We start from the raw sequence: 24603 nt of genomic DNA, 5'->3' as shown, positions 1-24603 counted from the left end.
TCACTGCACGGCCTTGATGGCTTCGACCATGGCCTTCAGCTTATCGTCCTTGACGTGCTTCTCGTAGACCGGACCCATGGCGTCGATGAAGGGCTGCTTGTCCGGCGTCGTGATCTGCGAACCGGCCGCTTCGACTTTGGCGCGCGATTCCTTGACCTTGGCGGTCCACAGCTCGCGCTGCCTGGCGACGCTCTCCTTGGCGGCCGCCTTGAAGATCGCCTGATCCTCCGGCGTCAGCTTGTCCCAGCTCGACTTCGCCATGACGAAGGCTTCCGGCACCATAGTGTGCTCGTCGAGCGAATAGAACTTGGCGACTTCCGCATGCTTGGCGGTGTCGTAGCTCGGAAAATTGTTTTCCGCGCCGTCAATGACCCCGGTCTCGATCGCCGAATACACCTCGCCATACGGCATCGGAGTCGCGTTGGCGCCGAGTGCCGCCACCATGTCGACGAAGATGTCGGACTGGATGACGCGGAACTTCATGCCGGACAGATCGGCTAATGAGTTGATCGGTTTCTTCGAATTGTAGAAGGAGCGCGCGCCACTGTCATAGAAGGCGAGCAGCACCAGCCCGACCTGTTCGAACGCCGCCGCGATCTGATCGCCGACCGCCCCGTCCATGACCTTGTGCATATGGTCTTCCGAGCGGAAGATATAGGGCAGCGAGGGCACAGTGGTTTCGGGAATGAGCCCGTTGAACGGCGCCATCGAGATGCGGTTGAGGTCGATCACGCCGGTGCGAACCTGCTCGATCGTGTCCTTTTCTTCGCCTAGCTGCGCGGAATGATAGAGCTCGACCGCATAGCGGCCGGCCGTACGCTCCTTTACAAGCTCGCCGAAATATTTGACTGCCTCGACCGTCGGATAGCCGTCCGGGTGGGTGTCGGACGAGCGCAGAACCGTCTGGGCGCTTGCCATTCCGGCCATCAGTGCGGCGGCGAGCAGCGCAGCTCCCGTCAGTCTTGAAAAATGCAACATGGTTTCCTCCCTTTGCATTGCGGGCGAGTTGCCCCTTCAGAGCCGATACGCCTTTTTCGCCAGCGTATAGGTCAGTTCCCGCGCCAGCTCATGCGCCTCGTCCTCGCGCAGCCTGTGCTCGGCGACGAGACGCGCCAGGAACGCGCAGTCGACCCGCCGCGCCACATCGTGACGTGCCGGGATCGATGGAAAGGCGCGGGTATCGTCATTGAAGCCGACGGTGTTGTAGAAGCCGGCCGTCTCGGTGGTCATCTCGCGGAACCGCTGCATGCCTTCCGGGCTGTCGTGGAACCACCAGGCCGGCCCGAGCTTCAGCGCCGGGTAGACGCCGGCCAGCGGAGCCAGCTCGCGCGCATAGCTGGTTTCGTCGAGCGTAAAGAGAATGACGGTGAGGTCGCGCTCCAGCCCGACGCAGTCGAGCAGCGGCTTCAGCGCCGTCACATAGTCGGTCCGGGTCGGGATATCGAAGCCCTTGTCGCGGCCGAATTTTTGGAAGATTGCGGGCGAATGGTTGCGCCAGGAGCCGGGATGGATCTGCAGGACCAGCCCATCGTCGAGGCTCATCTTGGCCATCTCGGTCAGCATCTGGGCGCGGAACAGTTTTCGCTCGCGCTCATCGTCGGAACCACGGCGAACCCGATTGAACAGCTCTTGCGCCGCCGCATCCGAAAGATTGGCGGTCTCGGCCGTCGGATGGCCATGATCTGACGAAGTCGCGCCGAAGCTTTTGAAGAAGGCGCGCCGCTGGCGATGCGCGTCGAGATATCCGGCCCAGCTGCCGGTGTCGCAGCCGGTGATCTCGCCGAGCCGATCGAGATTGGGTGAAAACCCCTCGAAATCAGGATCGACGACGGCATCCGGCCGGTAGGCGGTGACCACACGGCCCTGCCAGCCGCTGTCGCGGATCATCTGGTGCCATTTGAGATCGTCGAGCGCGCCTTCCGTGGTCGCGATGACCTCGATGTTGAAACGCTCGAACAGCGCGCGCGGGCGAAAATTCTCCCACTGCAGCAGCGTTGCAATCGTGTCGTAGTGGCGGTCGGCCGTCGCGGCGGTCAGCGGTTCGTCGATGCCGAACAGATCGGCAAGTACGTGGTCGAACCACAGCCGGGTCGGTGTGCCCCGAAACAGATAATAGTGCTCGGCAAAGCGCCGCCAGATCGTCCGGCCGTCGGTTTCGACAGGCGCGCCGTCCAGCGTCGCGACGCCGAGATCCTCGAGGCGGACGCCCTGGCTGAACAGCATGCGGAAGATGTAGTGATCCGGGACGATGAGCAGTTGCGCCGGATCCGGGAATGGCTCGTTCAGCGCATACCAGCGCGGATCGGTGTGGCCATGCGGGCTGACAAGGGGCAGGTCCTTGATCCCGGCATAGAGATCACGGGCAATCGCGCGCGAATGCGCCTCGGCGGGAAACAGCAGATCCGCATGGGTCAGTGTCACGGTCATCCTCCCAAGGCCACTATCGGTAGGGGCGGCAAGAAATAATGTCAACATACAAAAATCCGATTGTTGTATGATGACTTTTCGACCCATTGTGTGGCAGGAAATCGAATGTTACGCCGCTTTGCCGATCCCTGCCGAGGCCACTCATGTCATCCGACCAGACCAGTCGCACCACGACGACCGAACGCCTTTCCACGAAGACGGTGCGCGCACTGCCGGCTTCGATCGCGACACCTGCGTATGATCGCAGCTGCGTCGTCCCGGGCATCGTGCACCTTGGTGTCGGCGCCTTCCACCGCGCCCATCAGGCAGCCTATGTCGACGATTGCCTGGCGGCAGGCGACGCGGATTGGGGCATAACAGGCGTTTCGCTGCGCAGCACCGACACGCGCGACGCTCTCACGCCGCAGGACGGGCTCTACACGCTGGCGATCAGAAGCAGTGGAACCGAAAGGCTTCAGGTCATCGGTTCGATCGGTGTGATGCTGGTGGCGCCGGAGGATCCCAGGGCGGTGCTGGTCGCGCTGACCGATCCGCGCACCCGCATCGTCACGCTGACGATCACTGAAAAGGCCTATCTGAGGGCGGCAGGCGGCGGATTGGACGCCGCACATCCCGATATCGCCCATGATCTGGCCAATCCCCGGATGCCGAAGACAGCGCATGGTTTTCTGACCGAGGCGCTTGCCCGGCGACGCGCCGCCGGCACGCCGCCCTTCACTGTCCTGTGTTGCGACAATTTGCCGGCCAACGGCGCCACGCTGCACCGGCTGTTGGTCGAATTCGCCCAGTTGCGAGATGCCGGGCTCGCGCAATCGAGCGATGTCGGAATTGCCGACCACATCGCACAACAAGTCGCGTTTCCCTCCAGCATGGTCGATCGCATCGTGCCCGCAACCACTGACGCCGATCGGGTGCGGATCGCTGAAGAACTCGGCGTCGAGGATGCCTGGCCCGTGATGACCGAGCCGTTTTGTCAGTGGGTGGTCGAAGATAAGTTCCCGACTGGCCGGCCCGCGTGGGAACAATTCGGCGTCACCATGGTTCGCGATGTCGGCCCGTTCGAGGACATGAAGCTCAGGCTGCTCAACGGCTCGCATTCGGCCATCGCCTATCTTGGCCTGCTCAGCGGTCATGCCACCGTCGACCGCGCCTTCGCCGACCCGGCGATCCGGCAATTCGTTGATGCATTGTGGGCCGAAGCCATCCCGACCCTGCCCGAGGATGCCGGATTGGACACGAGCGCCTATACTGCGGAGCTCGCGGAGCGTTTTTCCAACACTGCACTTGCCCATCGCACGGCGCAGATCGCCAATGACGGCAGCCAGAAACTGCCGCAGCGCATCGTCGCCTCCGCCATCGAATGCCTCGAAGCCGGTACTGAATTGGTCCATCTAACCCTGGTGGTGGCTGCCTGGATCGCCGCTTGCGCCGCGCGAGGAAAAACCTTGCCGGCGGGACATTTCACCGATCCGCTCGACGCGGCGCTGACGGCACTTTTGAGCGAGCAGCTGCCGGCCAACGAAACCGTGACCGCGGTGTTCGACCTGGCCGGCTTCGCCAGGGACCATGCCGAGCGGCAGACGTTGATCGAACTTGTGGCTGTCCATCTCGTCCACCTGCGGCGCGATGGTCCGGTTCTGGCCTTCGCCGCCTTGGGCATACAGAGCGAGCAGACCTGAGCTACGGCCTCGCGGTTATGATGTCGGCGGGACAGCGCCCCCCTCTTTCGCAAATCTCTAACGTTACAGGAAGAGCACCGACATCCGAGCTGCCAATCTCCCCCCTCGTGGGGGAGATGTCCGGCAGGACAGAGGGGGGCGCGAAGGATCGCGACAGAACGCCCGTCCTGCGCGCTACCAATGGCATGAATTCCAGAGTCTGCGCTCAGGCCTACGCCGGCAGGATGGCGCCTTCCAGCGTGGTGAGCTGGCTAAGGAACTGTTCCGCCTTGCTGCGAGCCTCGTCGTCCTTGGCATCAGTGGCGTCTTCCCTGGCTTCCTGGATGCGGCGCGCGAGATCGGCGCGGTCGACATCCTTCACCGCGACAGCCGATTCCGCCAGCAGCGTGCAGCCGGCCGGAACGATGTCGGCGAAACCGCCAAACACCACATAGCGCTCTTCGCCGCCCGCCGCGGTCTTCACGGTGACGACGCCCGGCTTGATCGTGGTCATGACCGGCGCGTGATGCGCCATCACGGTCATCTCGCCCTCGGCGCCCGGAATGACGACGGATTCGACCTGCTCGGAAACAAGCAGGCGCTCCGGCGAGACCAGTTCGAATTTGAAAGCTTCAGCCATGATCAATTTAGTGAGTAGGGAATAGGAACTAGGCAGTAGTAAGTGGTCCTAACCGGCCCACATCACGCAGCTGCTATTCCCTGCTCACTACTGACTACTCCCTATTCCCTAAATTAAGCCGCTTCAGCCGCCAGGCGCTGTGCCTTCTCGACCGCTTCCTCGATGCCGCCGACCATGTAGAAGGCGGCTTCGGGAAGGTGATCGTAGTCGCCGTTGCAGAGGCCCTTGAAGCCCTTGATGGTGTCGGCGAGATCGACCAGCTTGCCCGGCGCGCCGGTGAACACTTCGGCGACGAAGAAGGGCTGCGACAGGAAGCGCTCGATCTTGCGGGCGCGGGCCACGGTCTGCTTGTCCTCTTCCGACAGCTCGTCCATGCCCAGGATGGCGATGATGTCCTGCAGCGACTTGTAGCGCTGGAGGATCGACTGCACCTGGCGCGCGACGCCATAATGCTCGTCGCCGACGACCAGCGGGTCGAGCATGCGCGAGGTCGAATCCAGCGGATCGACGGCCGGATAGATGCCCTTTTCGGCGATGGCGCGGTTGAGCGTCGTCGTCGCGTCAAGGTGGGCGAACGAGGTCGCCGGCGCCGGATCGGTCAAGTCGTCGGCGGGCACATAGATGGCCTGCACGGACGTGATCGAGCCCTTGGTGGTTGTGGTGATGCGTTCCTGCAGCGCGCCCATGTCGGTGGCGAGCGTCGGCTGATAGCCGACGGCCGACGGGATGCGGCCGAGCAGAGCCGACACTTCCGAACCCGCTTGCGTGAAGCGGAAGATGTTGTCGACGAAGAACAGCACGTCCTGGCCCTGGTCGCGGAAATATTCGGCAACCGTCAGGCCGGTCAGGCCGACGCGGGCGCGCGCGCCCGGCGGCTCGTTCATCTGGCCATAGACGAGTGCGGCCTTGGAGCCCTCGCCGCCGCCCTTCTTGTTGACGCCGGATTCGATGAACTCGTGATAGAGATCGTTGCCTTCGCGGGTGCGCTCGCCGACGCCGGCGAACACCGAGTAGCCGCCATGCGCCTTGGCGATGTTGTTGATCAGTTCCTGGATCAGCACGGTCTTGCCGACGCCGGCGCCGCCGAACAGGCCGATCTTGCCGCCCTTGGCGTAGGGAGCCAGCAGGTCGAGCACCTTGATGCCGGTGATCAGGATCTGGGCTTCCGTCGACTGCTCGACATAGGTCGGAGCCGGCTGGTGGATGGAGCGCATTTCGGTTGCGTCGACCGGGCCTTCTTCGTCGACCGGCTCGCCGATGACGTTGATGATGCGGCCGAGCATGCCCGGGCCGACCGGCACGGTGATCGGCGCGCCGGTGTCACGCACTTCCTGGCCGCGAACCAGACCTTCGGTCGAGTCCATGGCGATGCAGCGCACAGTGTTTTCACCCAGGTGCTGGGCGACTTCGAGCACCAGTCGGTTGCCGACATTGGTGGTCTCGAGCGCGTTCAGGATCGCCGGCAGGTGATCGCCGAACTGCACGTCGACAACGGCGCCGATGACCTGGCGGACCTTGCCGACAACGCCGGTTGCCTTGCTGGCCACTGCCGATGTCTTGGCAGCGGCGGCCTTCGCCGGTGCTGCCGCCTTGGCCGGGGCAGCCTTCGCGGCTGCTGCTGGAGCCTTTGCCGCCTTCGCGGGGGCTGCGGTTTTCGCGGCTGCGGCCTTGGGGGCTGCCGTCTTGGATGTCGCCTTCTGGGGGGTCGCTGCTTTCGCCATCGTCTTTACCCTTTTTCGTCCTTTGTTTCTCACGCGGTCCGATCGCGGGTCGATGACCCGCGAACCACGCCTAGAGCGCCTCGGCGCCCGAAATGATTTCGATCAGTTCCTTGGTGATCTGCGCCTGCCGCTGGCGGTTATAGGTGATCGACAGCTTGTTGATCATGTCGCCGGCGTTGCGCGTCGCATTGTCCATGGCGCTCATCTTGGCGCCCATTTCGCCGGCCACATTTTCGAGCAGCGCCCGGAAAACCTGCACGGAGATGTTGCGCGGAATGAGGTCGGAGAGGATTTCGCCCGGCTCCGGCTCATATTCGTAGACGGCGTTGCCGCCATCGATCGCCTCGGCCGGAGCCGAAGCAACGCCGGCCGGAATGATCTGCTGCGCGGTCGGGATCTGGCTGATCACCGACTTGAACTGCGAATAGAACAGCGTGCAGATGTCGAAGCCGCCCTCGTTGAAGAGGTGGATGACCTTCTTGGCGATCGCATCGGCATTGACGAAGCCGAGTGTCTTGACCTCGCGCAGATCGACGCGGTCGATGATCATCGACGCATAGTCGCGGCGCAGGATGTCGAAACCCTTCTTGCCGACGCAGATGATCTTGACCTGCTTGCCGTCCGCCAAAAGCTTGCGGATATGGTCGCGGGCAAGGCGGGCGATCTGCGAATTGAAGCCGCCGCACAGGCCGCGCTCGGCGGTGCAGACGACGAGCAGATGCACGTCGTCCTTGCCGGTGCCGGTCATCAGCGCCGGGGCATCGCCGCCGCCGCCGATGGCCTGGGTGATGTTGGCCAGCACGGAACCCATGCGCTCCGAATAGGGGCGCGCCGCTTCCGCAGCCTCTTGCGCACGGCGCAGCTTCGCCGCGGCGACCATCTGCATCGCCTTGGTGATCTTCTGCGTCGCCTTGACCGAGGCGATACGATTACGAAGGTCTTTTAATGAAGGCATGCTTCAAACCTGATCCCGTCTTGCAATTCGCTCAGGCGAAGGTCTTGGCGAAAGTGTCGATCTCGGCCTTCAGCTTGGCGCGCAGATCATCCGACAGCGCCTTTTCCTTGCGGATGGCATCGAGGACGTCCTTGCCTGCCGAACGCATGTGGCTGAGCAGGCCATGCTCGAACTTGCCGACCTGGTTGACCGGCAGCTTGTCGAGATAGCCGTTGACGCCGGCGAAGATCACCGCGACCTGCTCTTCCGTCTTCAGCGGCGAGAACTGCGGCTGCTTCAGGAGTTCGGTCAGGCGCGATCCGCGGTTGAGCAGGCGTTGCGTGGCGGCGTCGAGATCCGAGCCGAACTGCGCGAACGCCGCCATTTCGCGGTACTGCGCGAGCTCGCCCTTGATCGAGCCGGCAACCTGCTTCATCGCCTTGATTTGCGCGGCCGAACCGACGCGGCTGACCGACAGGCCGACGTTCACCGCAGGACGAATACCCTGGAAGAACAGGTTGGTTTCGAGGAAGATCTGGCCGTCGGTGATCGAGATCACGTTGGTCGGGATGTAGGCCGACACGTCGTTGGCCTGCGTTTCGATGATCGGCAGCGCGGTCAGCGAACCACCGCCCAGATCGTCGTTGAGCTTGGCGGCGCGCTCGAGCAGGCGCGAGTGCAGGTAGAAGACGTCGCCCGGATAGGCTTCGCGGCCCGGCGGGCGGCGCAGCAGCAGCGACATCTGGCGATAGGCGACGGCCTGCTTCGACAGATCGTCATAGCTGATCAGCGCGTGCATGCCATTGTCGCGGAAGTATTCGCCCATGGTGGCGCCGGCGAACGGCGCCAGGAACTGCATCGGTGCCGGATCGGAAGCGGTGGCGGCGACGATGATCGAGTATTCGAGCGCGCCGCGCTCTTCCAGCACCTTGACGAACTGCGCGACGGTCGAGCGCTTCTGGCCGACGGCGACGTAGACGCAGTAGAGCTTTTCCTTCTCGGGGCCGTTGTCGTGCACCGATTTCTGGTTGAGCATCGTGTCGAGGATGATGGCGGTCTTGCCGGTCTGGCGATCGCCGATGACCAGCTCGCGCTGGCCGCGGCCAACCGGGATCAGCGCATCGATGGCCTTGAGGCCGGTCGACATCGGCTCGTTCACCGACTTGCGCGGGATGATGCCGGGCGCCTTGACGTCGACGCGCTTGCGTTCGACTGCCTTGATCGGACCCTTGCCGTCGATCGGATTGCCGAGCGCGTCGACGACGCGGCCGAGCAGGCCGGGGCCGACGGGAACGTCGACGATGGCGCCGGTGCGCTTGACGATGTCGCCTTCCTTGATGTCGCGGTCGGCGCCGAAGATGACGACGCCGACATTGTCGGCTTCGAGGTTGAGCGCCATGCCGCGGATGCCGCCGGGAAACTCGACCATTTCGCCGGCCTGGACATTGTCGAGGCCGTAGACGCGGGCGATACCGTCACCGACGGACAACACCTGTCCGACTTCGGAGACCTCGGCCTCCTTGCCGAAATTCTTGATCTGGTCTTTCAGAATTGCGGAAATTTCCGCGGCGCGGATGTCCATCAGCCGACCTCTTTCAGTGCAAGCTTGAGCGAATTGAGTTTGGTTTTGAGCGACGTATCAATCTGGCGCGAGCCCATCTTGACCACCAGCCCGCCGAGCAGCGACGGATCGACGGTGACGGAGATAGCCACGTCCTTGCCGGCAACGCTCTTCAGCGCCGCCTTGAGTTCGGTCTGCTGGGCAGCCGTCAGTTCGTGAGCCGACGTCACTTCAGCAGCGGTCTCGCCACGATGTTCGGCTGATATCTGACGGAACGCCCTGATCATGCCGGGAATGGCGAACAGCCGGCGGTTGCGGGCGACGACGCGCAGGAAATTGCCAGTGAGGCCGGCAATCCCGGCCTTGTCGGCGATTGCCGCGATGGCCTTCGCCTGGTCCTCGCTGGAGAACACCGGGCTGTTGATCAGCCGGGTAAGGTCGGCGCTGCCCGCGAGCATGACTTCGAAGCTGTTGAGGTCGGCTTCGACCTTGGCCACGGAATTTGCCTGCAGGGCGAGTTCGAACAGCGAACCCGCATAGCGTTCTGCGACACCTGAGATTGGCGATGACGATTGAGCCACGGACCGTCTTTTCTCTTGTCTGACAGGCCGTAGATTGTTGGCGCGAGCAAAAACTCTGGCTAAATCTTTGACCTTACTGCATTTTTTCGAGCACGGAGGCGCGGCTTCCGCTATCCCCGGCCGAAAGTCGATTGCCGTCTAGCACAGGCATTTTAAGACCGCAATGCGTCGTTCCGCATGGTTTTCAGGCACTATTGTCGCATCCGGCGAAAGTCACCCGTCTTCCATCGCGGAATACCCAACGATTCAAGGCAAAAAGCCGAAGGCAAAGGCGAGCGGTAACGCCGCCAGCACCAATTCCAGCACAATGGAAACCCAATTGAAAGGCGTGTTGGCGCCATCCGACATCATCGACAGCAACCGGCCGAAGGCGGTGAACAACCAGGAAAAGCCGAGCGCCATGTAGATCAGCGGCTGCGCCAGCAGGATGCAGCACAGGCCGACGCCGAGATAGAAGCCCGACATCCTGCCGCGCCCCTCGGCGATCGCCGCAGCCTTCTCTGGCTTGACCTGCAAGCGCAGGGCACGGAAGGCGAGGCCAGGCGCCAGAAAGAACAAAAGACCGAGCAGCACGGTGACGACGGCGCTCGACCAGGCCAGCCATTCGCCCTGGCTCGTTGGCCATGGAAGCGCAAAATCCATCTTGTCCCCTCGAAGTGCCTGTTTTGAAATTCCGGGCATTCTAACGGAGGAAAACCCCCGCGCCAGATGGTCCACGCACTTTAGGCGGCGCGCATCAGCCAAGCGCGAATGCCACAGCCGCCTCGGCATGGATACGCGTCGTGTCGAAGACCGGGATGTCGAAATCCTGCTGGCCGATAAGCATGGTGATCTCGGTGCAGCCCATGATGACGCTGTCGGCTGCCTCTTCGCGGCGCAGGCGTTCGGTCTCGGCGATGTAAGCCGCCTTCGAGATTTCGGTGACGATGCCCTGGCACAATTCCTCGTAGATGACGCGATGGACCATGTCGCGCCCGGCAGCATCGGGCACCACGGGCCGCAGGCCGTATCTGTCGGCGAGCCAGCCTTTGTAGAAGTCCTGTTCCATGGTGAAGCGCGTCGCCAGCAGCGCCGGGCGCTGCATGCCGGCGCGCTTGACCGCCACCGCGGTGGCGTCGGCGATGTGGATCAGCGGGATCGACACCGACGCCTGCACCTGGTCGGCCAGTTTGTGCATGGTGTTGGTGCACAAAAGCAGACCTTCCGCGCCGCCGGCCTCGAGCTTGCGCGCTGCTTCGACAAGAAGCACGCCGGCGCCGTCCCAGTCGCCATGATGCTGCCGCTCGGCGATCTCGGCGAAGTCGAACGACCAGAGCAGCAATCTGGCCGAATGCAGCCCGCCCAGCCGCTCGCGCACGATCTCGTTGAGCAGGCGGTAGTAGATGGCCGTCGATTCCCAGCTCATGCCGCCCAGAAGGCCAAGGGTTTTCACAATAGGCTGGTCCTCTCTCGATTCTGGGTGTCTATAGCGGTTGGGCATACACGGAATGAGGGCAATGGGCGAGTTTCTAGGCGTATTCGATGCAAATGCGAGTTCAACGGTTTCAGCAATAGCAACAGCTGTCTCCGCTGTCGCAACCGGTGTTATTGCCTTATTGACTGCCTTCTTATGGTTCGAGAATCGAAGCCTTCGGAAGGCTGGGATCGCTCCCGAAATAGTAGCCTACCTATCACCACACTCGGATGGCAACGGCGCTATAAATTTCGTATTGGCCAATGTCGGAAGAGGACCTGCCTTCGACGTTAGATTCGAGCTTTTGTACGATGAGCAAGACTTCAAAAGTCACGATGTAATGCTCGTAAATGACAAAGAACGCATGCCGATGACGGTCATACCGCAGGACGAAAAGATATATGCCCTCTTCGGTATTAGCTTTGAGCTATATGGACAGATCGGCGGGGCTGATATTGGTCCCTTGAAAGCCTTCAAAGTGAAACTGCGCTACTTGGATGTTCTCGGCAAGGAGATAGCTCGAGAACGCACTATTGATATAAAACAATTTGCGGGGCTGCGGGGGGTTCTGGCCAAGGCAGCTGAACGGAGGATCGCTGACTCGACGGAAAAAATGGAGGGTCACTTGGCGACCATTGCGAAGCGATCGAATAGTTTTGCAGCGTTTGTGGATATTACCGAATTTCAGGACCGGTACGTGAAAAAGGCCAAGGGCGGTAAATAAGCCGTCACAAAAAGCTCTGCGGATCAATATCGACCTGCACCCTGACCGAACCGCGTTGCTTCGGCCCGTTGGCCAGCATGGCCCTGATAAAACCTTGCATATCGGCGCGCCGCTCGCCCTGGATCAGCAGGCGGAAGCGATGGCGGCCGCCGAGCAGTGACAGCGGCGCCTCCGCCGGGCCGAGCACGAACAAATCCGTCGCCTCGGGCGCGGCGCGGCGCAGGCCACGTGCATGGCCTTCGGCTTCAGCCCGCGTCACCGCACTAACGATGACGCCTGCGAGCCGGCCGAAGGGCGGCAGTGCGGCCCGTTCGCGCTCGGCGATCTCACGTTCGTAAAACGCCTCGGCGTCGCCCGAGACGATCGCCCGCATCACCGGGTGGTCGGGCTGAAAAGTCTGCAGCAGGCCAAGGCTCTTCTTGCCGGTGCGGCCGGCGCGGCCGGTGACCTGGCTGAGCAGCTGAAATGTGCGCTCGGCGGCGCGCGGATCGCCATTGGCAAGGCCAAGATCGGCATCGACGACGCCGACCAGGGTCATGTTGGGAAAGTTGTGGCCCTTGGCGACGAGCTGCGTGCCGATGACGATGTCGGCCTCGCCATCGGCGATCGCCTCCAGTTCCAGCCGCAGCCGCCTTACGCCGCCCATCAGGTCCGACGACAAGACGATGGTGCGCGCGTCGGGAAAATGCGTAACGACCTCTTCGGCGATCCGCTCGACACCTGGCCCGCAGGCGACCAGATGATCGAGCGTGCCGCATTCCGGGCAGGCTTCGGGGCGGCGCTCATTGTGCCCGCAATGATGGCAGACCAGCTGGCCGCGAAAACGATGCTCGACCAGCCAGGCCGAGCAGACCGGGCAGCCGAAGCGGTGGCCGCAGACCCGGCACAGCGTCAGCGGCGCATAGCCGCGCCGGTTGAGGAACAGCAGCGACTGCTCCTGCCTCTCCAGCGTCTGGCGCATCTGGTCGAGCAGCACCGGCGACAGGAAACCGCCACGCGCCGGCGGCGCGCGCCGCATGTCGACCGCCTTCAGATGCGGAAGCGCCGCCTCGGCGAAGCGAGCGGAAAGCACCGCTCTGTTGTATTTACCTTGGCTGGCATTGACCCGGCTTTCAACCGATGGCGTCGCCGACGCCAGCACGACCGGAAAGCTGCCGATATGGCCGCGCACCACCGCCATATCGCGCGCATTGTAGAAGACGCGGTCCTCCTGCTTGTAGGCAGGGTCGTGCTCCTCGTCGACGACGATCAGGCCAAGCTCCTTGAACGGCAGGAACAGCGCCGAACGCGCACCGGCGACGACCCGCACGCCGCCTTCCGCCACTTGCCGCCAAACCCGCTCGCGCATCCGCGGCGGCAGGTCGGAATGCCATTCACCCGGCTTGGCGCCGAAGCGCTGCTGGAAGCGCTCGAGAAAGGCATGCGTCAGCGCGATTTCCGGCAGCAGGATCAGCACCTGCCTGCCCTGGTCGAGCGCAGCCGCCACCGCTTCGAAATAAACCTCCGTCTTACCTGATCCGGTGACGCCGTCGAGCAGCGCGACGTTGAACACGCCGGCTGCGACATTGGCGCGCAGCATCTGCGCCGCGGCGCTCTGGTCCGGCATCAGTTCCGGTGTGGCGTAGGCGGGATCGGGCGCGGCCACCACCGGGCGCGGCGGGATCATCACGGTCTCGAACACGCCTTGCGCCCTCAGGCCGTCGATCACCGTCGACGACACGCCGGCGGCGTGAGCGAGGCCGGAGCGCGTCCAGGCAAGGCCGCCTTCGGCCGTCTCCAGCACGCGCTGCCTGGCGCTCGTCATCCGGTCGGGTGCGAGAAGCGTGCGCTGCAATCCCTCGATCCACGGTTCGGGGTCGAAAGCCTCCGGCGCCCTGAGCAGCATGCGCGCCACCATGCCCGGCGGCGACAGCGTGTACTGCGCCACCCAGTCGACGAAGCGGCGCATCGCGCGGTCGATCGGCGGGCAGTCGAAAACCTGTTCGATGGGGCGCAGCTTTTTCGCGTCGACCTTCTCGACCGCGCCATCCCAGACGATGCCGGCGACCTGGCGCGGACCGAGCGGCACGCGCACGATCGAGCCCGGCACCACGCGCATGCCGGCCGGCACGGCATAGGTGTAGGGGCGTTCGGCGGGCATCGGCACCAGCACCGGTGCGGCTGCGACAAAGGGCGAATCGTCGATCATGAGGCGTGACCTTGCCCTGACTTTGGTCTAGATCAAAGGCCGACCCCGAATGTGCATGACATGCACATGAAAATCTTCAGGAGACCCGCCATGAAATTTTTTGTCGACACCGCCGACGTCAAGGATATTCGTGAGCTGAACGATCTGGGGCTGCTCGACGGCGTCACCACCAATCCGTCGCTGATCCTCAAATCCGGCGGCAAGATCGCGGAGGTCACCAAAGAGATTTGCGACATCGTCAAGGGTCCGGTCTCGGCTGAAGTCACCGCCACCGAATATTCCGAGATGATGCAGCAGGCCAAGGTTCTGGCCAAGATCGCCGACAATGTCTGCATCAAGGTGCCGCTGACGCTGGACGGGCTCAAGGCCTGCAAGACGATCCGCACCGAGATGAACCGCCTGGTCAACGTCACGCTGTGCTTTTCGGCCAACCAGGCGCTGCTGGCGGCCAAGGCCGGTGCCTCGTTCATCTCGCCCTTCGTCGGCCGCGTCGACGACATCGGCATCGACGGCATGGAGCTGATCCAGGAGATCAGGCAGATCTACGACAATTACGATTTCCAGACCGAGATCCTGGTCGCTTCGGTGCGCACCGTGAACCATGTCAAGCAGGCGGCACTCATCGGCGCCGATGTCGTGACCGCGCCGCCGGCGACCCTGAAGGCACTGGTCAAGCACCCGCTGACCGACAAGGGCCTGGAACAGTTCCTTGCCGACTGGGCAAAAACCGGCCAGAAGATCGGCTGAGAATGGCGATCGGCTAAAGCCAATTCGCTTGTGATGAAAAGGCCGGGCAACCGGCCTTTTTCATGTGCGCTCCAAGCAGACTGCCGCTCAATCCGCGCCGTCACCCTCGGGCGCGCTCGCCGGCTGGCGCCGGCCCATGATGATTTCGCGCTTGCCGACATGGTTGGGTGTGCCGACCAGGCCTTCCTTTTCCATACGCTCGACCAGGGACGCAGCGCGGTTGTAGCCGATGCCGAGGCGCCGCTGGATGTAGGACGTCGAGCATTTCTTGTCGCGCACCACCACCTTCACCGCCTCGTCGTAGATCGCGTCGCTGTCTTCGGCTGCAACGGATCCCTTGTCGAAGACCGTGCCCTGATCGTCTTCGATTTCTTCCTCGTCCTCATCGGCCGTCACGGTTTCCAGATATTCAGGGCGCCCTTGCGCCTTGAGATGCGCGACGACATGCTCGACCTCCGCGTCGGAAACAAACGGCCCATGCACGCGGGAAATGCGCCCGCCGCCCATCATGTGCAGCATGTCGCCCTGGCCAAGCAATTGTTCGGCGCCTTGCTCGCCCAGGATTGTGCGGCTGTCGATCTTCGATGTCACCTGGAAGGAAATCCGGGTTGGAAAGTTGGCCTTGATCGTGCCCGTGATGACATCGACCGAGGGGCGCTGCGTTGCCATGATCAGGTGAATGCCGGCAGCGCGCGCCATCTGCGCCAGTCGCTGGATCGCGCCTTCGATCTCCTTGCCGGCGACCATCATCAGGTCGGCCATCTCGTCGACGATGACGACAATGTAGGGCATCGGCGCAAGGTCGATTTCCTGCTGTTCGAAAAGCGGTTCGCCGGTGCCCTTTTCGAAGCCGGTCTGCACGGTCATGACGACCGTCTCGCCCTTGTCGCGGGCAGCGGCGGCACGCTCGTTGTAGCCGTCGATGTTGCGCACACCGAGCCGCGCCATCTTGCGATACCGGTCCTCCATCTCGCGCACCGCCCATTTGAGCGCCGTCACGGCTTTCTTGGGATCCGTGACGACGGGCGTCAGCAGATGCGGGATGCCGTCATAGACGGAGAGTTCAAGCATCTTGGGATCGACCATGATCAGCCGGCATTCTTCCGGCTTCAGCCGGTAGAGCAATGACAGGATCATGGTGTTGATGGCAACCGACTTGCCGGAGCCGGTGGTTCCGGCCACCAGCAAATGCGGCATCTTCGCCAGCTCGGCGATGACCGGCTCGCCGCCGATCGTCTTGCCGAGACAAAGCGCCAGCTTGCAGCTGGTCTTGCGAAAGCCTTCCGATTCGATCAACTCCCGGAAATAGACGGTTTCGCGCGTTTCGTTCGGGAGCTCGATGCCGATGACGTTGCGGCCAGGCACGACGGCGACGCGCGCCGAAATCGCCGACATGGAGCGGGCGATATCGTCTGCAAGCCCGATGACGCGAGAAGATTTGACGCCCGGCGCCGGCTCGAACTCATAGAGCGTGACGACCGGGCCTGGGCGAACATGAATGATCTCGCCACGCACGCCGAAGTCCTCGAGCACGCTTTCCAGCAGATCGGCGTTCTGCTCGAGCCGCTCCTGCGACATGTAGAAGCCTTGTCCCTCCGGTGGCTGCTGCAACAGCTCTTCCGAGGGAAGCTCATAGGGATCGCCTGCGGTTGACAGCACGACCTTTCCAGCCCCAGGCAAGCGCGCGGAGCGGGCGCCAACGGCCCTGGCAGGGACGTTCACACTTGGCGCGGCCGACACGGAAACGGCATCGCTTTTGGCGGCTGGGATTGCGACAGCCTGGACCGGCGACGGCGCATTGCTCGCCGGCACGCCAGGTTGGGCGACGGTCCGGTTCGAATTGGCCGGCCAAACATCCGGCAACGGCTTCAAGACCTGGCCCGGAAGGCAGTCGATGACACGAAACAATGCGGTGGCATCGGTCCCTGTCGTCGGGCGAATGTCGATCGGCATAGTGGTCACTGGCGCCACGGCGACCGGTGCAGGCGACGCTGGACCGGTCTGCCGGGCCGGCGACGAAACGTCGACCAGATAGGGTGCCATGGCCTCGAAGAAGGCATGATCCGAAAGATATGGCCAGCGCAGCCTTTCGGAAGTGGTCGTTTTGGCGCCCGGAGCAACGGACGCACGCGCGGATGCCCGTGCCGTAGCGACCGACCTCGGCGGCACCGGCGCAACGGCTGGCACCTTCTCCCTGGCGCGCCCCGGGGCAACAAAAGCAGCAGCCGGCGGTGATGACCCTTGCGAGGCGTGGCCGGCCAGCGGCTGGGAAGCAGGGCTTTTCACCGAAGCCGGCAATGCCAGTAGCGAAGGCGCGGAAGACGCCCCGTTGATCATGGATTGAGCAACGGCTTGCTCTGCTGGGCGCGTCGCGGCGTGTTCGACAACACGCTCGTGCGGCGGACGATGCTTCCTGGCCTCATAGTCCGGCGTGCGTGTAAAACGCACGTTGGGTGCAAGGAAGAAATATTCCTGCCAGGCAGGGCTCTCGATATCGCCGATTTTCGAAGGCGTATCGTCCGAGCCACCCCGCGGCTCCATATAGGGCCGCTTGTTGCCGCCGAGATCGACCACCGGTGCGGAATAGCCGGCCCGGCGTGTGGTGGGCTGCCGGCCGTCCGGCTCCTTGCGAGCCGGACGATCAAGGTCGCCTGCCGCGGAAGAACTTCGCTGACCACCCCTGTCGCCTATGCTCTCCAAGCGCTTCCCCTCGGGGCCATCAGGCAATGCAGCCGTCGATAAATTGACCCGGGAAAAACGCTTGGCTTCCATTCTCAAGACTCACTTTGAAATGTCTGCCGAGCAATAGGGAGCGAGTGGTTAACAGTTGCTTCCCGGATGGATCGCCGACCATCCTGGGCACCAAAATCTTCGTGGTGGTCTGCGACCGACACGGCACGATCGTCGTCTCGCTGCACCCACGCTGGTGGCGCGATCTACTCGCCGTGCCGCAGCAGATCGATGGGTCTTCGGACAATCTCTGTTCGAGAATCTGGTCATGATCCCGCGATCACCCCATCATGCCTGGAGCCAGACCGTTTCCGTGGAGCGATGAGGTGCGCTAGCCGGTCTTGCCGTGCCGGACAAGGTCCTGGGCAATGGACAGCTGCAGCGCTTCCGCCAACTCTCGCGCAGCGCGATTCTCGGCGTCGATCTGCGCCCGGTATGCGGCGAATTCCTGACGCGGCCTGTCGAAGGACGAGGTGATCGAACGCTTGCCGGATGCGATCACCACGCCGGTCTTCGCATCGGCCAGCGTATAGCTGCCGGTCAGCGTCACGGAACCGGCGGTCGGTTCGTCTTCATCCGTTCCGACCTGCACGAGTGCCGCGGACTCGACCGCTTCGGTCACGCCGAGATTGAGCGAATATGCCGGCGAGGCCGGCTCGCCGGCGCCTCGTCCAAACCCGAAAATCAGATTGTTGCGCACCTGTTGGCCGTAACGCGTATTGACCGGCTTGATGCCGATCAACGCCAGTTCGGCACTGGCACTGGCCTGCGAACCCGACAGTGGCGCGCTCGAATAGAGCGGCCGCACCGTGCAGGCCGAGACAAGCGCGAGCGAACCTATCAGGCCGGCAAGCGCTATGCGGCGCAGCAAATGGCTCAACTCTGTCTTTTCCCGATCAGGCAACGACATTGACGATCCTCTGCGGCACGATGATCACCTTGCGCGGAGTCTTCCCTTCGAGTGCTTTCTGCACGAAGTCGAGAGCCAATACCGCTTTTTCGACCGCACCTTGGTCCGCGTCGCGGGCAATTGTCAAATCCCCCCGCTTCTTGCCGTTGACCTGTACCGGATAGGTGACTTCGTTGTCGACGACCAGCGCCGGATCGAAGACCGGCCAAGGCCGTTCGGCAACGAGATCGGTGCCGCCAAGCGCTGCCCAGCACTCCTCGGCCAGATGCGGCATGACCGGCGCTATCAGATGCACGAGAATCTCCACCGCCTGCCGGCAGGCGCCTTTCAGCGCTGCATCGGCCTTGCCATCGGCCACCTCGTTGAGCGGCGTGGTCAGCGCGTTGGCCAGTTCGTAGATGCGGGCGATAGCGCGGTTGAAGGCGAGCTTCTCGATATCCTCTCCGACCGCCTTCAGGATCTTGTGCGCGGCCTTGGAAACCACCGCGGCCTCACCGCTGCTGGCCGCCACGGGCTTGATGCCGGCCAGTGTTTCGGCCGCCGTCGACACCAGTCGCCAGATGCGCTGGATGAAGCGATGCGCACCGGCAGCGCCATCGTCGGTCCACTCGACATCGCGCTCGGGAGGAGAATCCGACAGCATGAACCAGCGCGCCGTATCGGCGCCGTAGCCATCGGTGATGTCTTCCGGGCTCACCGTGTTCTTCTTCGATTTCGACATCTTTTCCAGCGGACCGATGGTGACGGCCTCGCCGGTGGCGATGTCGATGGCGCTGCGCTTGCCGTCGACATCCTCCAACCGAACTTCGGTGGGCGCCAGCCAGCGGCCATTCGATGCCGAGCCGACGCGATAGGTTTCGTGCACCACCATGCCTTGCGTGAACAGGCCCTTGAACGGCTCGGCCAGATCGACATGGCCGGCCTCGCGCATGGCGCGGGTGAAGAAGCGCGAATAGAGCAGATGCAGGATCGCGTGCTCGATCCCGCCAATATACTGGTCGACCGGCAGCCATTCGTTGGCCGCCTTGGGATCGGTCGGTTCATGCGCCCACGGCGCGGTGAAGCGGGCGAAGTACCACGACGAATCGACGAACGTGTCCATCGTGTCGGTTTCGCGCCGCGCATCCCTGCCGCATTGCGGACATTTCACATGGCGCCATGTCGGATGCCGGTCGAGCGGATTGCCCGGGCGATCGAAATCGACATCGTCGGGCAGCTTCACCGGCAGGTCCGCCTTCGGCACCGGCACCACGCCGCAAGCCTCGCAATGGATCATCGGGATCGGACAGCCCCAGTAGCGCTGGCGCGAAATGCCCCAGTCGCGCAGGCGGAAATTCACCTTGCGCTCGGCCATCGGCCGGTTGCCGATCGTCTTCTGCTCCAGCAGTTTGGCGACCTCGTCGAAAGCCTGATCCGGCTTCATGCCGTCGAGAAAGCGCGAATTGATCATCACGCCGTCATCGACATAGGCTTCATCGATGATCTGGAACGTCGCCGGATTCTCGCCTTCCGGCATCACCACCGGAATCACCGGCAGGCCGTATTTGTTGGCGAAGTCGAGGTCGCGCTGGTCGCCGGACGGACAGCCGAAAATGGCGCCGGTGCCGTATTCCATCAAAACGAAATTGGCGACATAGACAGGCAGCGTCCAGTTGTCGTCAAACGGATGGACGACGCGGATGCCGGTGTCGAAACCCTTCTTCTCAGCTGTCTCCAGCGCCGCCACCGAGGTGCCCATATGGCCGATATCCTCGATGAACTTCGCCAGCGCCGGATTGTGCGCAGCGGCCTTCTTGGCCAACGGATGATCGGCGGCGACAGCCATGAAGGAAGCGCCGAAGATGGTGTCGGGCCTTGTCGTATAGACTTCCAGCTCATGCTCGCCATCAGAGGCGTCGGCCAGAGGCCAGCGGATCAGCAGGCCTTCCGAGCGGCCGATCCAGTTCTGCTGCATCAGCTTCACTTTTTCCGGCCATTCGTCGAGGCCGTCGAGCGAATCCAGCAGATCCTGGGCGAAGTCGGTGATCTTGAAGAACCACTGCGTCAGTTCGCGCTGTTCGACCAGCGCGCCCGAGCGCCAGCCGCGTCCATCGATGACCTGCTCGTTGGCGAGCACGGTCATGTCCTCCGGATCCCAGTTGACCTTGGAGGATTTGCGCGTCACCAGCCCCTTCTCGACAAAATCGAGGAACAGCATCTGCTGGCGGTGGTAATAGTCGACGTCACAGGTGGCGAATTCGCGCGCCCAGTCCAGCGATAGGCCCATGACCTTGAGCTGCTCGCGCATGGTGGCGATGTTCTGGTAGGTCCACTCCTTGGGATGGACCTTGTTCTGCATCGCCGCGTTTTCGGCCGGCATGCCGAAGGCGTCCCAGCCCATCGGATGCAGCACGTTGAAGCCCTTGGCCCGTTTGTAGCGCGCCACCACATCGCCCATCGTGTAATTGCGGGTATGACCGATATGGATGCGCCCCGACGGATAGGGGAACATCTCCAGCACATAGTATTTCGGGCGCGGATCGTCATTGTGCGCTTCGAACAGCTTCTTGGCGTCCCAGGCCTTCTGCCATTTGGGCTCTGACGCGCGCGGATTGTATCGTTCGGTTGCCATGGGACGTTTTTCACTTAAAAGCAGGCGCGAACTGCGGGCGATGGCTCGGCAGTTCAGGGAATGTGGTCCGGGTGTTCACCATGGTTTGGCAAACCCGTCAACCATATGGGTATCGCGTCTGACAAAAACGCCGGTCAAAACAGCAGGATTTGCATATGGGTGACGCCGTTCAGCAATTTTTCGCGGTCAAGGCGAAGATCGCCGCCGCCGAGCGCGAGGCCGGCCGCGAAGCCGGCGTCGTGACGCTGGTCGCGGTCTCAAAGACCTTCGACGCTGCCGACATCGGCCCGGTCATCGAGGCCGGCCAGCGCGTCTTCGGCGAGAACCGCGTGCAGGAGGCGCAAGGCAAATGGCCTGATCTGAAGGACGCATTTCCCGACATCGAACTGCATCTGATCGGCCCGCTGCAATCCAACAAGGCCAAGGAGGCTGTGGCGCTGTTCGACGTCATCGAGACGATCGATCGCGAGAAGATCGCCGCCGAACTGGCCAAGGAGATCGCCAGGCAGGGCCGCGCACCGAAGCTCTACGTCCAGGTCAACACCGGCTCCGAGCCGCAGAAGGCAGGCATCGAGCCCCGCGACGCCGTGGCCTTTGTCGCCCGCTGCCGCGACGTGCATGGCCTCGCCATCGAGGGCCTGATGTGCATCCCGCCGGCCGATGAGAACCCCGGCCCGCACTTCGCGCTGTTGGAAAAGCTCGGCAAGGAAGCCGGCGTCGCCAAACTCTCGATGGGCATGTCTGGCGACTACGAGACGGCGATCGCCTTCGGCGCCACCAGCGTCCGCGTCGGTTCGGCGATCTTCGGCAGCCGATAGTTCCGATGCACAGACCGGTCTCTAGTCGCTAAATTCCAACATATTCGATTGGCTGCAGGCCACCACACCTTCGTCATCCTAGGGCGGAGCGACGCGAAGCGGAGCGCAGACCCTAGGATCCATGCCGTGACGACAAGGAAAATGCAGCGGTGCAGAATTCTGTTCCGCTGCATTCTTCGGCAGATGTCGCGGGATGGATCCTCGGGTCTGCGCTGCGTCGCTGCGCTCCTTGCTCCGCCCGTGGATGACGACGAGAGAGATGTTTATCCCGAGGTTTGCGATCTGCCGCCGAAAGAGGCTATAGATTCTCGCTGCCAATAGCTTCCAACCCATGTCGAGGGACTAGCAACACATCTGTTCGAGCGGAAACCCTGCCATGCTTCAACGGCATCTGGTATATGACTAGCGAAGCCATCTAGCGAGTAGTGCCCTTGAACTGGCATCTTAAGGACGCGAAGAACAATCTGTCGAAATTCGTACGGCAGGCGCGGGAACAAGGGCCACAAACCATCACGGTGCGCGGAAAGCCAACTGCTGTCGTACTCTCCCCCGAGAACTACGACCGACTGGTCGGCGCAACACCTTCGCTTGCGGAATATCTTCTCTCAGGTCCCGTGTGGGATGACGACTTCGTCGAGGAGGTCAATCGCCGCCCGAAGACGAAGATCCGAGTTATAGACTTATAATCCGCATACTCATGCGAACCTCGTTCGGTGAATGCAGCGGGCGCTTTCTGATGGCGGCATTAGATGCGGTGAGGGGTTATAGGCCAACTCGGCGGGCTCGTTGAGCCAGCAATTGGAAACGAAACGTACCGTTCCTATTTGCTTTGCGTCATCACAAACTCTCTGGAGCCGCCACCATGCGTTACAATCAGCTTGGAAATACGGGGATGTTCGTCTCCGAAATCTGCCTCGGCACCATGACCTTCGGTGCTGCCGGTGAAAATGCCCAATGGGGCCTGATCGCCAGTCTCGACCAGAGGGGCGTCAACGAGATCGTTGCCCATTCGCTCGCCGCCGGCGTCAATTTCTTCGATACGGCCGACGTCTACTCCTTTGGCGAATCCGAACGGCTGCTCGGCCAGTCGCTCAGGGATCTCGGCGTGAACAGGCAGAATGTGGTCATCGCCACCAAAGCCCACGGCGCCATGGGCGACGGTCCGAACCAGCGCGGCTCTTCACGCGGCCACATCATGGATTCGGTCGATGCCAGCCTGAAGCGGCTGCAACTCGACCATATCGATCTTTACCAGCTGCACGGCACCGACACCGTGACGCCGATCGACGAAACGCTGCGGGCGCTCGACGATCTCGTTGCCAGCGGCAAGGTTCGCTATGTCGGCGTCTCCAACTGGGCGGCATGGCGCATCGCCAAGGCGCTCGGCATCGCCGAGCGCAAGGGCTTTGCCCGTTTCGAGACCGTGCAGTCCTACTATTCGATCGCCGGCCGCGACCTCGAGCGCGAGATCGTGCCGCTGCTCAACGAGGAGAAGCTCGGCCTGATGGTGTGGTCGCCGATGGCCGGTGGCCTGCTCTCCGGCAAGTACGGCCCCGGCGCGCCCGGCAATGGCGAAGGCCGCCGCGCGTCCTTCAACTTCCCGCCGGTCAATGAGGACCGTGCCTGGGCGACCGTTACCGTCATGCGCGAAATCGCCAAAAAGCATGATGTCAGCGTCGCCACGGTGGCGCTCGGATATGTCCTGGCCAAGCCCTTCGTGATGAGCGTCATCATCGGCGCCAGCCGCATGGAGCAGCTGGAGCAGAACCTTGCCGCGACGGAAGTGAAGCTCGACAGCGACGATCTGTTTCGTCTCGACGAGGTCAGCGCCCTGCCGTCCGAATATCCCGGCTGGATGCTGGAGCGCCAGGCAGCGGGCCGCCGCCCGGCGCCGTTCACGCCGAAAGCATAAATACAGCCCACGCTGACATCCCGGGAGCCGTGGCTCCCGGGATGTCAGGTCAGCCGGACGCTCTCACCCAGAAAATCGAGAAAGGCACGCACCCGCGCCGGCAGATGCCGGCCCTGGCCGACATAGACGGCGTGGGTGGGCTCCTCGTCACCGGGATTGAATGCCTCCAGCAGCGACACCAGCCGACCGGCGGCGATATCGGCCGCCACATGCCAGTGGGCCAGCCGGGCGACGCCCGCGCCCGCCAGCGCCATCAGCCGCATCGCCTCGCCATCGCTGACCAGCGTGTTGCCGGTGATGGGAACCATGATGGCGCGGCCGTCCGCGTCGAGGAACGGCCAGCCATCGATATGCCTGACGAACCCGAAGCCCATGCGGTTGTGCCTGTCGAGATCCGCTGGCGTCAGCGGCGTGCCGTGCGCCGCCAGATAGGAAGGTGCTGCAACGACGACCACCGGGCTTTGCCCGAGCTTGCGCGCCACCAGCCGTGACTCACTCAGCGGCCCGGCACGGATGGCGACATCGGCCCGTTCCGCCATCAGGTCGATGACGCTGTCGGTCAGCACCAGATCGACTGAGATTTCGGGGTAGCGTTCGAGGAACCGAGGCAGAAGCGGGATCAGCCGGTGCACTCCGAAGGGCACGTAGCTGTTGACGCGCAAACGTCCGCGCGGTGAAGCACCCGCCGCTGCCTCCTGCTCGGCCGCCGCCATGTCGGCGAGGATGCGCAGGCCGCTGTCGTAGAAGGCTGTGCCTTCCGGCGTCAGTTGCAGCTTTCGCGTCGAACGGCTGACCAGCCGCGCGCCAAGCCGGGCCTCCAGCCGCGCGATCAGCTTGCTCACCGCCGATGGCGTCATGCGCAAGGCGCGTGCGGCAGAGGAAAAACTGCCTTCCTCGACAACGCGCACGAACACTTCGATCTCACCGGAGCGATTGATGTCGGGTCTGGCCATTTGTGAATCTATTTCACAGAAAATGTGCCCAAGGC

Annotated in this window: 20 protein-coding genes; 6 read left to right on the top strand and 14 right to left on the bottom strand. The window is 63.0% G+C overall.

The genetic code is table 11. The features are described 5' to 3' along the window. Both NKI99_RS15385 and uxaC read right to left on the bottom strand, forming a co-directional pair. Positions 1 to 978 (bottom strand): TRAP transporter substrate-binding protein, encoded by a 978-nt coding sequence (locus tag NKI99_RS15385; RefSeq protein WP_128304059.1) that lies wholly within the window; start codon positions 976 to 978, stop codon positions 1 to 3. Positions 979 to 1014: 36 nt separating this feature from the next. Next, the gene (gene uxaC / locus NKI99_RS15380) at positions 1015 to 2427 is read right to left on the bottom strand and encodes a glucuronate isomerase (RefSeq protein WP_031213440.1); all 1413 of its coding nucleotides are present in this window, start codon (positions 2425 to 2427) and stop codon (positions 1015 to 1017) included. 143 nt (positions 2428 to 2570) lie between these two features. Between uxaC and NKI99_RS15375 the strand changes: the two genes are divergently transcribed. Continuing rightward, positions 2571 to 4106, top strand: a complete 1536-nt coding sequence (locus tag NKI99_RS15375) for a mannitol dehydrogenase family protein (protein ID WP_352611357.1) — start codon at positions 2571 to 2573, stop codon at positions 4104 to 4106. A gap of 211 nt (positions 4107 to 4317) precedes the next feature. Here the strand turns inward: NKI99_RS15375 and NKI99_RS15370 are convergent, their stop codons facing one another. The 7 genes from NKI99_RS15370 to NKI99_RS15340 form a co-directional block, all read right to left on the bottom strand. Then, positions 4318 to 4725, bottom strand: a complete 408-nt coding sequence (locus NKI99_RS15370; RefSeq protein ID WP_127413902.1) for a F0F1 ATP synthase subunit epsilon — start codon at positions 4723 to 4725, stop codon at positions 4318 to 4320. A gap of 113 nt (positions 4726 to 4838) precedes the next feature. Beyond that, positions 4839 to 6446, bottom strand: coding sequence for a F0F1 ATP synthase subunit beta (atpD, locus tag NKI99_RS15365; protein ID WP_352554300.1), 1608 nt, complete (start codon positions 6444 to 6446; stop codon positions 4839 to 4841). A 70-nt stretch (positions 6447 to 6516) separates the two neighbouring features. Beyond that, the gene (locus tag NKI99_RS15360) at positions 6517 to 7401 is read right to left on the bottom strand and encodes a F0F1 ATP synthase subunit gamma (protein WP_127261419.1); all 885 of its coding nucleotides are present in this window, start codon (positions 7399 to 7401) and stop codon (positions 6517 to 6519) included. Positions 7402 to 7432: 31 nt separating this feature from the next. Continuing rightward, positions 7433 to 8962: a F0F1 ATP synthase subunit alpha gene (gene atpA / locus NKI99_RS15355; RefSeq protein WP_352611356.1), complete on the bottom strand. Its 1530-nt coding sequence runs from the start codon at positions 8960 to 8962 to the stop codon at positions 7433 to 7435. After that, positions 8962 to 9522: a F0F1 ATP synthase subunit delta gene (locus tag NKI99_RS15350; RefSeq protein WP_292567210.1), complete on the bottom strand. Its 561-nt coding sequence runs from the start codon at positions 9520 to 9522 to the stop codon at positions 8962 to 8964. The genes atpA and NKI99_RS15350 overlap by 1 nt, the downstream gene beginning before the upstream one ends. Positions 9523 to 9768: 246 nt before the next feature. Next, the gene (locus tag NKI99_RS15345; RefSeq protein WP_027037276.1) at positions 9769 to 10164 is read right to left on the bottom strand and encodes an AGROH133_08824 family phage infection protein; all 396 of its coding nucleotides are present in this window, start codon (positions 10162 to 10164) and stop codon (positions 9769 to 9771) included. A gap of 94 nt (positions 10165 to 10258) precedes the next feature. Further along, complete coding sequence (locus NKI99_RS15340; protein ID WP_352611355.1) at positions 10259 to 10954, bottom strand: aspartate/glutamate racemase family protein; 696 nt, start codon at positions 10952 to 10954, stop codon at positions 10259 to 10261. Between the two features lie 64 nt (positions 10955 to 11018). Here NKI99_RS15340 and NKI99_RS15335 point away from each other — a divergent pair, with 64 nt between their 5' ends. After that, positions 11019 to 11699 carry a DUF8453 domain-containing protein gene (locus NKI99_RS15335; protein WP_352611354.1) on the top strand — a complete coding sequence of 227 codons (681 nt, stop codon included), beginning with the start codon at positions 11019 to 11021 and terminating at the stop codon, positions 11697 to 11699. A 4-nt stretch (positions 11700 to 11703) separates the two neighbouring features. Here NKI99_RS15335 and NKI99_RS15330 read toward each other — a convergent pair whose 3' ends face one another. Further along, positions 11704 to 13887 carry a primosomal protein N' gene (locus NKI99_RS15330; protein ID WP_352611353.1) on the bottom strand — a complete coding sequence of 728 codons (2184 nt, stop codon included), beginning with the start codon at positions 13885 to 13887 and terminating at the stop codon, positions 11704 to 11706. Positions 13888 to 13977: 90 nt separating this feature from the next. On the opposite strand from NKI99_RS15330, the gene fsa reads away from it, so the two are divergent. Continuing rightward, positions 13978 to 14634, top strand: a complete 657-nt coding sequence (gene fsa / locus NKI99_RS15325; protein WP_023811751.1) for a fructose-6-phosphate aldolase — start codon at positions 13978 to 13980, stop codon at positions 14632 to 14634. 87 nt (positions 14635 to 14721) lie between these two features. On the opposite strand, the gene NKI99_RS15320 is transcribed toward fsa, so the two are convergent. From NKI99_RS15320 to leuS, 3 genes are all read right to left on the bottom strand, one after another. Further along, positions 14722 to 17406: a DNA translocase FtsK gene (locus NKI99_RS15320; RefSeq protein WP_023811750.1), complete on the bottom strand. Its 2685-nt coding sequence runs from the start codon at positions 17404 to 17406 to the stop codon at positions 14722 to 14724. 289 nt (positions 17407 to 17695) lie between these two features. Then, entirely contained in the window at positions 17696 to 18274 is a 579-nt protein-coding gene (gene lptE, locus NKI99_RS15315) for an LPS assembly lipoprotein LptE (RefSeq protein ID WP_023811749.1), read from the bottom strand. Next, a complete protein-coding gene (leuS, locus tag NKI99_RS15310; RefSeq protein WP_352611352.1) occupies positions 18261 to 20885 on the bottom strand; it encodes a leucine--tRNA ligase in 2625 nt (874 codons plus the stop codon). Before leuS ends, lptE begins: the two co-directional genes overlap by 14 nt. Positions 20886 to 21040: 155 nt before the next feature. Between leuS and NKI99_RS15305 the strand changes: the two genes are divergently transcribed. The 3 genes from NKI99_RS15305 to NKI99_RS15295 all read left to right on the top strand — a co-directional run bounded on the left by NKI99_RS15305 (position 21041) and on the right by NKI99_RS15295 (position 23615). Continuing rightward, the gene (locus NKI99_RS15305) at positions 21041 to 21703 is read left to right on the top strand and encodes a YggS family pyridoxal phosphate-dependent enzyme (RefSeq protein WP_128304066.1); all 663 of its coding nucleotides are present in this window, start codon (positions 21041 to 21043) and stop codon (positions 21701 to 21703) included. 431 nt (positions 21704 to 22134) lie between these two features. Further along, positions 22135 to 22389 (top strand): type II toxin-antitoxin system Phd/YefM family antitoxin, encoded by a 255-nt coding sequence (locus tag NKI99_RS15300; protein ID WP_023811747.1) that lies wholly within the window; start codon positions 22135 to 22137, stop codon positions 22387 to 22389. A gap of 176 nt (positions 22390 to 22565) precedes the next feature. Further along, on the top strand, positions 22566 to 23615 hold the full coding sequence (locus tag NKI99_RS15295; protein ID WP_352554305.1) for an aldo/keto reductase: 1050 nt from the start codon (positions 22566 to 22568) through the stop codon (positions 23613 to 23615). 44 nt (positions 23616 to 23659) lie between these two features. On the opposite strand, the gene NKI99_RS15290 is transcribed toward NKI99_RS15295, so the two are convergent. Further along, positions 23660 to 24568, bottom strand: coding sequence for a LysR family transcriptional regulator (locus tag NKI99_RS15290; protein ID WP_352611351.1), 909 nt, complete (start codon positions 24566 to 24568; stop codon positions 23660 to 23662). Positions 24569 to 24603: the final 35 nt, after the last annotated feature.

This window comes from Mesorhizobium sp. M0239, from assembly GCF_040321815.1.
GTDB lineage: Bacteria > Pseudomonadota > Alphaproteobacteria > Rhizobiales > Rhizobiaceae > Mesorhizobium.
The sequence above is the reverse complement of the archived record's forward strand: the minus strand, read 5'-3'. Positions and strand labels throughout refer to the sequence as shown.